Source organism: Rhizobium sp. P32RR-XVIII (assembly GCF_012641395.1).
Taxonomy (GTDB): Bacteria; Pseudomonadota; Alphaproteobacteria; order Rhizobiales; family Rhizobiaceae; genus Rhizobium.
Window position 1 is genome coordinate 136,609 of record NZ_JABAIH010000009.1, and the last position, 13,342, is coordinate 149,950.

Genomic DNA, 13,342 nt, shown 5'->3' on the forward strand with positions numbered 1-13,342 from the left:
CGAAGGAACATGCGTGTGCTGGTTTCTGTCCGGTGGGAGGTTTGTAAGGGGCCTTCCACCGGAGGTGACAAGACTGAGGACCTAGCGATTGGACCATCTTTCGAACCCGAACCCGGTATTCGAAATCTTCGTCGGCACTGTGATTTTGATCGTCGTCATCTTCGTGCACGGCGTGGGTATCCGGAGCATCAGCCTTCAGTTCAGCAAATTCTGGGCGCACGTCACGAGCGCCACGCCGCGCTGGCGAATGAACCTGGTGCTGGCGGTGACGATCGCCGCGCTGGCGCTCCTGCATTTCGCAGAAACTCTGCTCTGGGCGGTTCCCCTCTATGTCAGGGATATCATCCCCTCGATGCGCGACAGCTATTACTACGTGCTGGAGAGCTATACGACGCTTGGGGAGGGCAATGTCACTCTCCCGGATCGGTGGCGTCTGCTTGGACCGATCATAGCAATGTCCGGTTTGTTCACCTTCGGTTGGACGGGAAGCGTCCTGGTCAGCATCATGACCGACGTCGGCAAGTTCGACAAACTGCAGGCGCGGCGGGAGCGAGCGGAGGGGGACAAGGCGCCATGAGTCGGCTCTCGCCTTCGCCGTTGCTGGTTATTGTAAAGTGTGCGACCAAGCTTCCGTCGAAACCCTTGCTCCGAGACGAGGAGCCGCGTCTACGCGGCGAGCGATGTCGTCCGAGCAATCCCGAGACTAACCAACTGTCGGTTCCCATCAGTTTCCAAGTGGCAAACCTTCTTGAAAGCAAGAGGCAGCCAGTCAGCCTGTTCGCCGGTTTTCGTTACTGGGCGACAGCGACAGCCGGTCTGACTTCGTCACCGGCGTTCCGCGCGGCAATTGGATTCAGACTGACCCGAAGAAGGGCTGGTTCACGATCCTGCGCCTGTACAGCCCGCTCGAGCCTTTCTTCGACAAGTCATGGCGACTGAGCGAGATCGGACTGGTGAAGTGAGGAGTGAGGTAGGGTTGTTCGATCCAACCAACCCTATGCGAATGTTGGCCGAGGAGGAAAATTGAGCGTAAACCTGCCGCATAATCCAAGGCCAAAGCATAGCCCACTGTCTGCTCCGTCGCGCCCAACTCGAGAGCTTCCTTCCGTTCACTATGGCGAGAAACCGGAAAAACCGCTGCGTTCGCCATCCCTGTCGTGTCCGGTTGACACGGCTCGCTCGGCAAAATGGATGTCGATCGGTCGGAATGGTTCCCAAGTCTCCGGTGGCCTTTTCGTTCATCAGGGGAACCTGCAACGGCCGGGTAAGTTAGATTCGGATGAAAGGAGACTTCCTCATGGGTATGGACAAACCGAAAGACGGCGCTCCCGGCACCACCGACCAGTCGCCGCGCTGGGAAGGCCCGCAGGAAAACACTCCGCCCGGCTACCTTCCTGCAAAGGACGACCCCGATCGGGCGAAGGATGCCAACGGTGAAACCAACAGTGACCCCGAGGTCAAGAAGGTTTCGGACGGCTACAAGCAGAAGGGCGAATGAGATGTCAGACGTAGAAAAAGAGCCAAGGTAAGTTCGCCAAGTCGGTAGCTGACCGGAAGGCCTCGGGCGTTCAACAACGCCAAGCCGACGGTAAATTACGGCCTCCGGAGATGCGACCGAACCAAGACACGTCCAGGCAAGAAGGGATCTCAACAATGACCCCGCCGACATGAACGGGGGCCGCGCGCGAAAAGAACGAGGAAACGTGGAAGGTTTGACCCTAAAAGCCTGCCCGCTGCGGACGTCTCCCGACGGTCCGCTGCAGTCGCCACTGGACCGCGCAATGGCTACATGACAGTTCTAGCGCCCCAGGTTCCCTTTAGTCGCTTCCCGCTTATTGATAACTCCGACCCGGTGCTTTTCGTGATTGTTCGATCCCCGAGACATCTATCGTTATGTCGCCGGTAAGCTCCTTGGTGATCGCTTCGAGTGTCACGGAAAGCCCGGCCTCCACCTCGCTCGATTTGAGATCTCTCGCGGTCTCACGCGCGTAAATCACCATTCTTGCCAAGGCGACGAGTTCTGTTTCTCTATCGATATTTTTCAGTTCTGAGCATGCCATGCTTAAACCCCCAAATTGATGCGCATAGCTTAGAACTGTTTTAGGGGCGGCGGGCGTGACATCGGCGTGACACAACGCACGGCTGACGACGTTAGGCCATACGCCAGAGAGATGTTCGGCTGAATGCGAAGCTCGGTGGAGGGGAACATTCATCAGCCTGATGTAGGACATCGATCAGGGCTATCGCGTCCGCTCTCTTCTGATCAACGTAGTTGTCGTGAAGAATTTGGAGCAGTTCATCAGCACGCGCGGCGCTGATCCCCGGGTAGTTTGCAATGACCGATTTCCAGGTGCGAGCTTTGAAAAACAAGCAACGCGCGCTTTCCTCGAGCCGCCGCGCTTCCTGGCTAGAGACAAGACCGTGGAGGAGACACCATCCGACGGTTGCAGAAACATTGACCATGGGAATAGTGATTGCCACATACCCCAGATCTTCCGGCCCATGTAGGAGCGCCACATCCGCATCGTCGACTAGGCTTTCATCCGCATACGCCTCGAATATTTCCCCGACACCGATCATGCCGAACGCGTGGCACTCCGCGGCCCGCAACGCGCCCATGCTCGCTGCGCCGAAGACCGCTACGCCCTTCGTGAGGCCATAGAGAATTTCCTTGTGCCAAACGGGCGCGACATTTTCGAAGGCGCCATCGATCAATCCTATGGCGCGAGCACCGTCGTCGACCGCCTGACGCACGTCACCCTGCACCGCTGGCGGCTTTATGATGATACCTTCCGCAACGAAGCGCCTTGCATCCGGAAGGCTTGGGCCGACGAAGACTACTTTCATGACGCAAACGATGCTGCGATCGCCCTGTTGCCAAACCTTTGCCGTCGCTCCCCCTCTGGGTTTTCCAATTCAGGCACCAGTATCTTGACGACCGAGAAGGGCAATTCCGGCTGGCTCAATCGAATGGCGATTGCCTGTGTGATACCTGCGCGCTTCAGATTCATCAAAATTCCTTCGAGATCCCGCGGGCCGGGTGCGGGCGCATGGCGGGAAGGCTCGGCGTAAAACAGCCGTCGCAACCGCTCGGGCAACGGTCGCCTATAGGTCTCATGAAACACGTCATCCCGCGCGCCGCTGATATAGGTGACGCGAGACTGAGCCGCCTCCGTCAGCGCTCGTATTGCAGCGCGTTCGGGAGAAGGATGGACGCCGCAGCCAAATGTCACGTCCACATAACGGGCAGCGCTGGTTGCCAAGGCGGTTTTGGTCGCAAGAAATGCGGCGATGCATGGGATGCCGATATCGCTTGTGATGTCGAACAACCGCAGCGCGATGCCGGCATTCTCGATCCGCATGACGAGCGACTTGACGTTCTCGTCGTCAAAAGCGCTGGGATCCATACACAGGGTGTGCTGCTTCGATTCCGGACTTACCTGCCACAAGACGTGGGCGTCGCGTTCGATGCGCTCGAGAAGAGCGTGAGAAACTGCTTCGTCATAGGTGTTGCCCGATGCGAGGCCGTCGGAAGACTGCCAGTACCGGCAGTCCGACAGGGTTCGATCAAGCAGCACGGCCCCACTGGGAACGTGGACGCGGTCACCCGTCATTAGATCCACCCCTGCCGCAAACGCCGTGATCTCGGTATCACGCGGAAGGGGTTGGTTTCGGGCGAGGAGCGGAACGAGCAGGTCGACACGTTGTCCGGCATCACGAAGAGCTAGCGCAGACGTGTTGCTCGTAGACAGGAACGGGGCGCTCGCGACGGCTCGCTCGAGAGCCTCCATAACCGCGGATGTTCTCGCATCAGCGTCGGTCAGCCCTTTGCCTTGAGCAACGGCGATCGACCTGGCGTCGGGCATGTAGGCACACCAGACCGGTATGCCGATCTGATCAAGTCCGGTTTGGCGACCTATACGGGTGATCCCAAACGTTTTTAGTAAGGGACGCACCCGCTCATAGGTCTGGTTTGGGGAGCATATGCGCTCCATGACTTCACGCCATCACTAGCTTAACCATCAAAGACGCCCGAGAAAGCCTGTCCAGAGGAGGAGACAGCGACGGCAAGATTGACATCCTTGATAACGGTTCCGCCTGCATTTCTGAGATCGTTCGCGTCCGCGAGCGGCCCGGAAGCGGGTGGCTGCATCGGCTGTACGGTTCCCGCGTCCAGGTCCGCCACATAAAGCTGATTGTCTCCGGGCAGCCCAATCTCCTTAGGTTCTGGTACTTAAAATCTAAAATCCGGCTTTGAGTAGACCCTCGCGGTAGAGGTCTTTCTGCCATTGCTCTTTTACCGGAAGCACGGACAGCCACTTGTCCAGGTCGAAATGCGGATTGAGCTCGTGGGCCTTGCGGCGATGCGTGCGCGCCTTCGCAGCATCGCCGGCCATCGCATAACTTGCCGCAAGCAATCGCTGGGCCGATGAGGAGTCGCGCATTTGGTCGATATAGCTGATCGCCTGTCGAAATTGGCCCAGGAAGTAACTGGCACCCGCCGCTATCCAGAAGTAGTCGTCAGGGCAGATCGGGTTCAACTGGATCGCCTTCTCGATCTTTGTCAGCCCGTCGGCGGGCCTCGAAGCGTGAACCAGCGCATCGGCATATCCGCAGACCGCGTCGGCAAGATGCGGGCTCAGTCCTTCGGCGCGGTCAAAGGCTTCGAGGCTTCCGTCGACATCGCCGACGTAGAGTCTCGACAGCCCAAGCTCCCGATGCGCCGAAGCCAGCTCAGGCTCCAGCGCCACCGCTCTTTTCGCCGTCTCTTCCGCTTGGACGAGCAATTCAGCCTCACCTCGTGCGGTCAACACCCATTCCCAAGCATATGTACGGGACAGGCCGGCCAAGGCCGGTGCGAAATCGCTGCGCATCTTCAGCGTTTCTCTGAAGGCATTGCGTGCCCGACGTACGTCTGGGAGCGTGAACTTGTTGAGATGCTGTACGCTTGCAAGATAGGATCGATAGACATCAGGGTAAGCGCGATAATCGGCGAGCATGATCTCAGTATGCTGAAGATGATTGCTGATCGCCGCCACGATCATTTGCGCAACTTGCTTTCGATGTGACGCCAGCGAGCTCGGCTTCAGGCGAAAGCGCTCCGCCCACAAGACACTGTCGGACGGAAGGAAGATCATCTGGATAAAGAGACCTTCGCCACTGATGCTCGTATCGATGACGTAGGAGATGGAATGTCGCTCCAACTGGGCGATCTTATTTGCGTCTTGGCGAATGCGGACGGCCGTATAAGGGGCCACAACCGCCACCGTTCTCAATGAGCACAGGCTAATCGTAATGTCTTCCAGCAAGGCGCGGGTTGGACAGGCGGAATTTTCCTCGGCCCCCTGTGGCGGAAGTAAAACCAGCCGGGGAAGTTCTGTCGGCACCGCCAGGAGCGTAGCTGCGGTCGCGGGGGCCAGGGAGAGCTCGGCGCCACCAGTGGATCGAGCGACGGCGCCAATTCGACTTGAGTGGCGATGTGCTTCAAGCAGCACCTCCCGAACAGCAGCATCGCCCGGATCATGCTCAAGAAGCTGTTTTGCGCTATCCTTGAGGTCGACCCAATCGGACCGATCGGCGGCCAGCTCGCGCACCTCGAAGAACATCTCCCGAAAACTCTTCCACTGGGCTGACCTCTGTTTTTCGACCCATGATTTCAGCCCGACCGGCAAATTGGCTTCGTCCAGGAACTGCCGCGTCAGCAATTTCGACGCCGCACCTAGGCGCGGCAGTGCTTCAAGGTCGCCGGAAAAAACGGAAAAGTCTGCTTCGATCGGTTCTGCGGAAAGACGCGCGGTCGAGGCGGTGAATTCAAATGGGACGGGCCAGCCCTCGGCGGCGCATTTTCGCACCCGCTCGATCATCTTGCGGAAGTTAGTCTTCGCGGCGTTTGGATCGGCGGTCCAAAGCAGCCTTGCGAGATAGTCGCGTGGGAGTTCGAATTCAGCGCTGGCCAACATATAAGTCAGAGCAAACACTGCCTTGTGCGGCAGTGGCACTGTTCCTCGTCCGTCCTCGGCAAGCTGGAGCCCTCCAAATGTCAAAAGCCGGAGCACAGAAACGATCCACTAACGCGCCACGCCCGAGTCGGCTTGGTCGTGTTCCGGCTCTGACGTACGGCCTAGCGATGTGACGAGTTGAAGGATATTTTGGCGAAGCTTTGCGTCCGCCACCCTTTGAAACGCGCGATTGAGTTCCAGTCCTTCACGGGTTGCCAGGAAGGCGGAAACTGCTTCTTCCTCCGGTAGAAACGGCCTGCGATCGCTCAGTGGTGAGCCGTCTGGCGCTTCGGCGAAGAAATAGCTGACAGGTACATTTAAGATAATTGCAATCTGCTGGAGACGGCTTGCGCCGACACGATTGCTGCCTTTCTCGTATTTCTGCACCTGTTGAAAGGTAATTCCCAAACCGGCTCCAAGCTTCTCCTGAGACATCCTCATCATCGTGCGTCTCAATCTGATCCTTGCGCCAACATGGACATCGATCGGATTCGGTTTCTTTTGGTCCATCACTTCAGCTCTCCGTCACGACTACACAGTGATATAAATCGAGGCTTCACGCAACTATCGCTGGAGAATGGGTCGAATGGCAACTGCTCAAACATTCGCCAGTGGCATCCAAGCTTCGTGTTGCTCCGCTTCGCTTGGTGGGAGATGTTGTTTATCTCGTTGCCCAGCAAGTCTTCGATCTATCCTGGGACGACCTGTCGAACCTTGCTGATCGCATCATGGAATTCCCGCTTACGACCGGCCGGGGTGACGAGATCGCCCACGGCTCGCCGGGAAGCCCAGATTCACCGGAACAAACAGCAACGGTAAAGGCGAGGATATCTACACCCCGGAGCTGCACATCGACACGCTCAAGGTGAAGTCGACGAATTTTCACGAAAGAGTCGACGCTGGTTTTTCGCGCATGCCGGCAAGCTGTCGCCTCCGCAATGAGGGCTACGAGCCGCATCCCCCAAATAGACGCCTATTGCATGTGACGGTGGCTGAGCGTGCCGTCGATGAACCCCCGGAGCACATGTCTTAGTTTATATGATCTTAATATAAAGAACTGTAGCCTCCCATGTTTTTGGAGGAAGTGAAAATGATCCTACGATTGGACGGTCAAGAGTCATCGCGGTACGGCATCGAAGCCGGACATTGCTCGGCAGCGACTAAGGCCGCCGTTAAATGTGCGCTGGAAGCAGCATTGAATTAGATGCCTCGCGGATCACAGTTTCGATGCTTGGAAATTTCCTCATACTTGAGGGATTCGTTCGATGCCATGGCGATGACGAGCTTGCAGACCACACCAAGCGCCGCAAGCACGAGCGAAGGAAGACCGCTACCAATTTCATGCTCGAGTTCGGGGTCTTCGGATCGCAGTTGCGGGTAGGTCAAAGAACAGGTCCCGACTTAGGTGCAATGGGTCTGTAGGCGAAGCCAACGATATCGGCAACGTTCGGAAATGAGATTGGTTCGGAATCCAGGCAAAGGGCTACGACTGCCGGTCGGTGATGGAACCTCGACCGGATGCCGACGAGCGAACTCCCTAGAACAAGCCGACAGCGGTATCAGAGAGTGTTAGTGCTCTATACGGCCCTCGGCGCCGCCATGCATCGGGAGGCGACGACGTGAAGTAAACACAGGGAACGTCTACGGTGAAAAGGATATCCAGCCTGGACTGAGGAGCGCTTCGACCGTAGTCCCGGGCCTTCCTCGGGTCACAAGATTGGCTGCCGGCGCTTCCACTCTCGGTAAGGCGCGAGAAGCTGTCCGGGGAATCTCCTCTCGATGACCTCTTCCGTCAGCGCGATCCGCGCCATGGTCTCTTTTCTCAGGTCTGCGTCGGACGTCTCGCTCGCTCTTTCGAGCTCCGCCATTTTCGTGAACAAATCGTCGTCGCTCATCGCTTCTAGAGAGACCGCGAAGTCCTGAATTGGCAAGTCTTCCATCATTGCCCCCATTTTGTCGCTAATGCGTTCGCAGCCAATCTCGGCCAAACGACCGCTGAGACTGGATGGTTCCTCAGTGCGCTGGAAAAACACACTGAATGCGAAAGTGTCTCAGGCGTCCGATGAAAGCTGCAGTCTCCCTGCAATAGTGCGCCACGAATCCTGCCAATCGCTTTCTTCTGGAACATTGACCGGGGCTGAAGGTTGGGCGCTGCCGCGCAAACAGGAGGAGAGGGACATGCAAGGCTGCAGAAATTCGGAGCATTCGGTGCGATTTCGATCGCGGGCGGCGCGCTGTTGAGTGCTTAGCCTTCTCGGACCCTCTATCGCCCGACGTGACATATCGGCCATCGCCAAACGTGCCACTTTCCGAAGCAAGGAAAATCGACGAGGCGCAGATTGAGGTCATGCCGCATGAGGTCCGTGCTTGACGGCTGGATGGCAAGTAGCCGCCAAGCGGAAATCGATGGAAAAATCGCCACACAGCTTTGAGGCTGCGCCGGCTTGCCGACCGGGGATGCGTCTTCCTCCGGTCAGGTACTCAGCGCGTTGCCCGTGCCTCGACTTCCGGCGAGAAAACCTCGCATAGGAAGACAAACTCCTCGGGCATGGCATGTTCTTCCGACCCGATCGTCGCCACTGTCCAGAATTCCTTGTCGGTGCCGAAGATCGTAGATACGTAAACGATTTCCAGCTCGTCCCTCGCAAGGGATTTCGCCCAATAGAATTTGTTCGCTTCGAGCTCCGACCGATCGATCACGACTCACCCCGTTTCGATCTTATGGATAAGGATGAGCATACCAACCGCATATAGTAGCTCGGTCTGTGACCTTGCATCTTCCACAGATGGTCCGGTAAATGACGGAGACATCCGTCGCTGACGGTCGCCTTTGCCTATCCAGCCGCTGCGGCGACGGCGTACCCTTCATGTTATGGATTTGCTGCGATCGGCCACGGCCTTTTTGTGGAAAGGACCGTCGTGGTTACCGACCGGGCGGCAGCGATGGCGATAGCCGCCACGCGCTCGCGAGCGGGCTGCGCAGGGTGGCCGCCGCGGGCAGGCGATTTCGGCGGCCGGTTGCGAAGCGCCCCGATCCTTGCGCACGTAAATTGAGGTATGCCGAAGCTCACGCGAAGGAACACTGGAACTGCGATATAGCGGAATCGTGGCGAGCGACCGCGATAATACCCGATGACAGTAACAGCTCGCTAATGTCGAACGCGGCATACCTTATCGCCAATATCTTCATGATCACTGCTTTGCATCTATTTCATGCGACCAAGCGCTGCCGGCACAACCCGCTCAGCATGTGGGTGGCGGCGCAATTCCGCCTCCGATCCCTGGTGCGCGAAAATCGGACAGATGCGCAATTGACGCGAAGCTCGACGAAATCAGCTCGGGCTTGGCCACGGGCGATCAGGAAAATCCATAGGACAAGTGGATGCGGAAAATGGAGATCGAAAAGGCGAGGCGTTGACAGCACTCGGCGCTTGGCTTTGAAGTATTCGCAAATCTTCCGTCACAGATTTCATCTCCGAACTTGTCCGTGCCGCCAATGAAGTAAACAAGCTCGACTATTCGGAAGCTCGCCGGCTTCTACAGCGTTCTGTGATCACGATCCGCAATATGCGCGAGCATATAGGAATCCCAAGTAGCGATACGAGCCACGATGCGGTGTTCGACTTGCAAGCGATAGCCTCTTCCGTCGCGCAGCGCGACGCATGGGAAGCTTCTCGGGCGCTGCTGAACGCGGCCGACATGATTCGCACGCTCCATATCGTTCTTGACTCCGGCACGCAGATATCGCCCAGGCCGGCATAGAGCGGAACCAATGAAGCTCAGCGACATTCCCCTCTCGGAAAGAGGAGAAAATACTATGACTTACGACCCCAGCAACCCCAATGAGCCGAACCGCCCAGTCGGATCGACCCTCGACCCTGATCTTCGGACAACACCACCAAAGCACCGACGCTCGAATTCGTGGGTTGGCTGGGTGGTTGCCTTCGTTGTCGTCGCGGTGGCGGCGATTGCTTATACTCAGTGGAGCGAAACCCCGGATACCGATCCTCAGACGACGGCCTCAACGACCAATTCAGAACCAGCTCCAGCAAAGCCAATGGCACCGGCTGACAATGCAGCACCGGTCCCTGCTACTCCGCCAGCAGGTGGCGGAACGCAGCAGCAAAATTAAGACCGGACTTGAATATTGTAATTCAAGTCCCACTTATTTTTCGTAGAATTTGTCTCCGGCGGCTGACCCCGGATGTACTGGCAGCAGCTGTTGAGACGGATCGAGGAAGGTCGGCACGAGGTATCGTTCCGGCCTTTTTCTTTGAATCGAATACCTCTGGATTTTCCCGGATCGCGTCTACAGAGCGACCGGCGTTGTCAGCCTATTCGCAACTGATACTTACATTGGCGACTTGCATTGTTTTCGACAGCGGCTTGGCAAATGGTATCTGCAGTACAGGGCGTTCCGCCCGACGGTGGAGCACCTCCACTATTCGAGACGTTCCGCGATTGGCGAATTGGCTTTGGTGCCGAAATGCGTAGCCTCGCCGTCGGGAGGAGGCTCAGCCAACCTGCTCGACCGCAAGCGTGCCCGCGGGGAGGGGGCGGATCAGCGACTTTGCCGAAATCGTGGGATCCAGCCAATCCGCCCAGGCACTCCGATCGAGGATAACGATCTGCCGGTCGTGGTAGGGTACGATGTCCAGCCCGGGCTCCATGGTCAGCATGGTGAAGGCCTGACCCACATCTGGCGTATCCCGCCAGATGCCGGCGATGCAGAAGATTGGCTCGTCCTTCTTGGTGAACAGCCACTTGTCCTTCCGTTTCTTCTTTGGGTCGTTAGCGTCCGTGAACTCGTAGAAGCCGTCCGCAACGATCAGGCAGCGGTTGGAATTGAATTCACGGCCCTCGGAGCGGAAGTTGTAGACGGGGCGTTTGTTCTGCGGCCAGCTCCATCGGCGCTGCACCAGCTCTGGCTCGTCGCGCTGGCCGTCGATTGTCCTGATGATCGGCGCTGTGTCGGTGATCTTGATGTCGTCGCGCGGCTCCAGGTTGGGCGCGCCTTCGCCGAAACGGATCCTGATCTTCAGATGGGCAAAATCCTCGACGATCGAGGCCACATCCACCATCAGCCTGTAGTCATTGCACATGCGTCCTCCAGATCGCTTTAAATTGTTTCCCTCGTATCCAGCCGGTCCAGGTGCAAGAGATGCTCGCACTGCACCCGCTCCAGGAGAACAAGCAGCTCTTTGGCCTGACATGTCGGCCGTCCGAGGCCGGCCTCCTGATAAGCCCGGCTTGCCGTCCGAGATGCGGCCCCCAACCCGAGCGTGCCGCAGAGCACCGGAAGGTCTCGCCGGAGCGTCTTGGCCGAGGCTAGCAGGTTATGGGCTTTCATTATAGGTGAAGGCGGGACGCTTGCTCCTTGAGTATGTTCCGGATATGTTCTTTTCATGATCGCGGAACTTTTTGATTTCAACACCCTGCTCAACGCGCGCCGCATCATCATAAGGCGACTTGGTGGCGATGTGGAGATGGTGGAACTACCGTGGGGTTTGCGTCCTCTGGATGGCGGTCCCCCGCCCTGTGAACGTCGTTCGCTCTGAAGGAAGGACGTTTGTAACCCACCGATGTCTGGTGCCGGCATCCGAGTTCCGCCATCGCAGTGGCGGAAAGAATTTCAGCTTCTCCCTCGCCAGTGGTGACTGGTTCTATTTCGCGGGGATCTGGCGGCACGCGACCGCCGACTGGCCGGAGGCCTATGCTATCCTGACGATCGATTCCAATACAGACATCGCGCCATTTCACGATCGGCAGATGGCCGTGCTGACCCGCAATCAGCGGATGGATTGGCTTGACGGGCTCGTGCCTGAAGACGAAAACCTGCGGCCGCTCCCGCCAGGGACTTTCCGGGTCAAACGCCTGTCGAGCGCCTCCTTCCAGCCAAGGCTGGCCGTCTAGAGCGCCAGTTGCAATTGCGGGGTCGCTTCGGGCCTTCGAGCTTCCAGGGAGGAGAGGGAGACGCCGAGCAGGCGTATGCCCTTGCGCGCCGGAAAGAGCGGCGCGAGAAGCAGCCCGACCACGTCCTCGAGGTCGCCAATCGCCGGCAGGGGTGATGAGACGGTCTTGCTGCGGGTGATCTGAGTGAAGTCGGCATACTTGACCTTGAGTGTCACTGTCTTGGCGCCGATGTCGTTTGCCTCGCAGTAGCCCCAGACTTTCTCGATCAGCGGCTGGAGACGTTCTCGGGCCGGTCCGTAGGAATGGATATCCTGCAAGAACGTGTCTTCGGCGCCAACGGATTTGCGCACACGGTTCGGCTTGACTTCGCGGTTGTCGATTCCACGGACGATCCCGTAGAAATACGGCCCGGACTTCCCGAAATGCGCGACAAGGAAATCCAAGGTTTTTATCTTGAGGTCGGCGCCGGTCTCAATCCCGAGCCGATGCATCTTGTCTGCCGTTGCCGGCCCGACGCCATGGAACTTCTTCACGGGCAAGCGCTCGACGAAAGCCGGGCCGTTCTTCGGCGTGATGACGAACTGCCCGTCCGGCTTGTTCTGCCCCGACGCCATCTTGGCCAGAAACTTGTTGTAGGAAATGCCGGCGGATGCGGTCAGGCCTGTGGCCGCCTTGATCCTTGACCGGATTTTCGGCGATTTCCGTTGCGATCTCCATGGCTTTCAGATTTTCAGTGACGTCGAGGTAGGCTTCGTCGAGCGATAGCGGCTCGATCATCGGCGTGTACTCGGCGAAGATCGCGCGGATCTGCAGCGAGACGGCCTTATAGACGTCGAAGCGCGGCCTGACGAAGATCAGGTCCGGACACTTCCGCTGAGCGGTGATCGACGGCATCGCAGAATGGACGCCGAATTCGCGGGCCTCGTAGCTGGCGGCCGCCACCACGCCGCGCGCAGCCGGGCTGCCGACGGCAACCGGTAGACCGCGCAGTTCGGGGTTGTCGCGCTGTTCGACCGACGCGAAGAAGGCATCCATGTCGACATGGACGATTTTGCGCGTCCGTTCCTGGTTCTCGTCATTTGTCATCAGTCGGCCCCCAGGCGAATCTATTCGTCGCCCAGGCAGGGGAAGTTCGCGCCGCACCTGTCGCCCTCCGGCGCTTGCATCCTTTCGCAGCCCACGGGCCATGCGGCGGCGAATTTCGCTCAAGCTCACACCAGCACCGAACGCCTTGACCAGCAATTTGCGTTGGTACGCGCCGTGCCGGGGCGCACACACGGCATGTCAGCTCGATTATCGAGACCTTGTGATTTTTTAGTCTCGGAGCTGCCTTCTCCACAAGCCGCGTTCGGCGCATGCGAAAATATTCCTCTATTGCCATCGATTTGAATCGGCTCCTGAATCCCCAACGCGGCGCTCAGACTCAATAT

General features: G+C 58.1%; 12 protein-coding genes and 4 pseudogenes. 5 read left to right on the plus strand and 11 right to left on the minus strand.

Annotated features, from left to right (window positions below; translation table 11 throughout):
• Positions 1-88: 88 nt before the first annotated feature.
• Entirely contained in the window at positions 89-577 is a 489-nt protein-coding gene (locus tag HGP14_RS23650) for an ion channel (RefSeq protein WP_168832311.1), read from the plus strand.
• Positions 578-1,297: 720 nt separating this feature from the next.
• Positions 1,298-1,498 carry a hypothetical protein gene (locus HGP14_RS23655; RefSeq protein WP_168832312.1) on the plus strand — a complete coding sequence of 67 codons (201 nt, stop codon included), beginning with the start codon at positions 1,298-1,300 and terminating at the stop codon, positions 1,496-1,498.
• A 653-nt stretch (positions 1,499-2,151) separates the two neighbouring features.
• On the opposite strand, the gene HGP14_RS23660 is transcribed toward HGP14_RS23655, so the two are convergent.
• The 5 genes from HGP14_RS23660 to HGP14_RS23680 form a co-directional block, all read right to left on the minus strand.
• A complete protein-coding gene (locus HGP14_RS23660) occupies positions 2,152-2,754 on the minus strand; it encodes a TfuA-like protein (RefSeq protein ID WP_312862174.1) in 603 nt (200 codons plus the stop codon).
• An 89-nt stretch (positions 2,755-2,843) separates the two neighbouring features.
• Complete coding sequence (locus HGP14_RS23665) at positions 2,844-3,995, minus strand: YcaO-like family protein (protein ID WP_168832314.1); 1,152 nt, start codon at positions 3,993-3,995, stop codon at positions 2,844-2,846.
• A 20-nt stretch (positions 3,996-4,015) separates the two neighbouring features.
• The gene (locus tag HGP14_RS35680) at positions 4,016-4,216 is read right to left on the minus strand and encodes a hypothetical protein (protein WP_168832383.1); all 201 of its coding nucleotides are present in this window, start codon (positions 4,214-4,216) and stop codon (positions 4,016-4,018) included.
• Positions 4,217-4,241: 25 nt separating this feature from the next.
• Positions 4,242-5,864 (minus strand): tetratricopeptide repeat protein, encoded by a 1,623-nt coding sequence (locus tag HGP14_RS23675; RefSeq protein WP_168832315.1) that lies wholly within the window; start codon positions 5,862-5,864, stop codon positions 4,242-4,244.
• A 204-nt stretch (positions 5,865-6,068) separates the two neighbouring features.
• Positions 6,069-6,509 carry a helix-turn-helix domain-containing protein gene (locus tag HGP14_RS23680; RefSeq protein ID WP_168832316.1) on the minus strand — a complete coding sequence of 147 codons (441 nt, stop codon included), beginning with the start codon at positions 6,507-6,509 and terminating at the stop codon, positions 6,069-6,071.
• Positions 6,510-6,649: 140 nt separating this feature from the next.
• On the opposite strand from HGP14_RS23680, the pseudogene HGP14_RS36720 reads away from it, so the two are divergent.
• A pseudogene (locus HGP14_RS36720) lies at positions 6,650-6,885 on the plus strand (hypothetical protein); the annotation flags it as partial.
• Between the two features lie 314 nt (positions 6,886-7,199).
• Here HGP14_RS36720 and HGP14_RS23685 read toward each other — a convergent pair.
• The 3 genes from HGP14_RS23685 to HGP14_RS23695 form a co-directional block, all read right to left on the minus strand.
• On the minus strand, positions 7,200-7,385 hold the full coding sequence (locus tag HGP14_RS23685) for a hypothetical protein (protein WP_168832317.1): 186 nt from the start codon (positions 7,383-7,385) through the stop codon (positions 7,200-7,202).
• Positions 7,386-7,708: 323 nt separating this feature from the next.
• Entirely contained in the window at positions 7,709-7,951 is a 243-nt protein-coding gene (locus HGP14_RS23690) for a hypothetical protein (protein ID WP_168832384.1), read from the minus strand.
• 529 nt (positions 7,952-8,480) lie between these two features.
• Positions 8,481-8,699, minus strand: a complete 219-nt coding sequence (locus tag HGP14_RS23695; RefSeq protein ID WP_205927305.1) for a hypothetical protein — start codon at positions 8,697-8,699, stop codon at positions 8,481-8,483.
• A 1,117-nt stretch (positions 8,700-9,816) separates the two neighbouring features.
• Between HGP14_RS23695 and HGP14_RS35685 the strand changes: the two genes are divergently transcribed.
• Complete coding sequence (locus HGP14_RS35685) at positions 9,817-10,131, plus strand: hypothetical protein (protein ID WP_168832386.1); 315 nt, start codon at positions 9,817-9,819, stop codon at positions 10,129-10,131.
• A 382-nt stretch (positions 10,132-10,513) separates the two neighbouring features.
• On the opposite strand, the gene HGP14_RS23705 is transcribed toward HGP14_RS35685, so the two are convergent.
• The gene (locus tag HGP14_RS23705) at positions 10,514-11,101 is read right to left on the minus strand and encodes an SOS response-associated peptidase (RefSeq protein ID WP_168832318.1); all 588 of its coding nucleotides are present in this window, start codon (positions 11,099-11,101) and stop codon (positions 10,514-10,516) included.
• Positions 11,102-11,404: 303 nt separating this feature from the next.
• Here HGP14_RS23705 and HGP14_RS23710 point away from each other — a divergent pair.
• Positions 11,405-11,912, plus strand: a pseudogene (locus tag HGP14_RS23710) (SOS response-associated peptidase family protein).
• Here the strand turns inward: HGP14_RS23710 and dinB are convergent.
• A pseudogene (gene dinB, locus HGP14_RS23715) lies at positions 11,909-12,998 on the minus strand (DNA polymerase IV). The pseudogenes HGP14_RS23710 and dinB sit on opposite strands and share 4 nt — an antisense overlap.
• Before the next feature lie 20 nt (positions 12,999-13,018).
• Positions 13,019-13,269, minus strand: a pseudogene (locus tag HGP14_RS35690) (hypothetical protein).
• Between the last annotated feature and the right edge of the window lie 73 nt (positions 13,270-13,342).

What these genes read in the sequence shown, in the direction of transcription:
- HGP14_RS23705 (WP_168832318.1), bottom strand. Translation starts at nt 11,101, where the DNA reads ATGTGCAATGACTACAGGCTGATGGTGGATGTGGCCTCGATCGTCGAG.
- HGP14_RS23665 (WP_168832314.1), bottom strand. Translation starts at nt 3,995, where the DNA reads ATGGAGCGCATATGCTCCCCAAACCAGACCTATGAGCGGGTGCGTCCC.
- HGP14_RS23690 (WP_168832384.1), bottom strand. Translation starts at nt 7,951, where the DNA reads ATGGGGGCAATGATGGAAGACTTGCCAATTCAGGACTTCGCGGTCTCT.
- HGP14_RS35685 (WP_168832386.1), top strand. Translation starts at nt 9,817, where the DNA reads ATGACTTACGACCCCAGCAACCCCAATGAGCCGAACCGCCCAGTCGGA.
- HGP14_RS23675 (WP_168832315.1), bottom strand. Translation starts at nt 5,864, where the DNA reads ATGATCGAGCGGGTGCGAAAATGCGCCGCCGAGGGCTGGCCCGTCCCA.
- HGP14_RS23655 (WP_168832312.1), top strand. Translation starts at nt 1,298, where the DNA reads ATGGGTATGGACAAACCGAAAGACGGCGCTCCCGGCACCACCGACCAG.
- HGP14_RS23680 (WP_168832316.1), bottom strand. Translation starts at nt 6,509, where the DNA reads ATGGACCAAAAGAAACCGAATCCGATCGATGTCCATGTTGGCGCAAGG.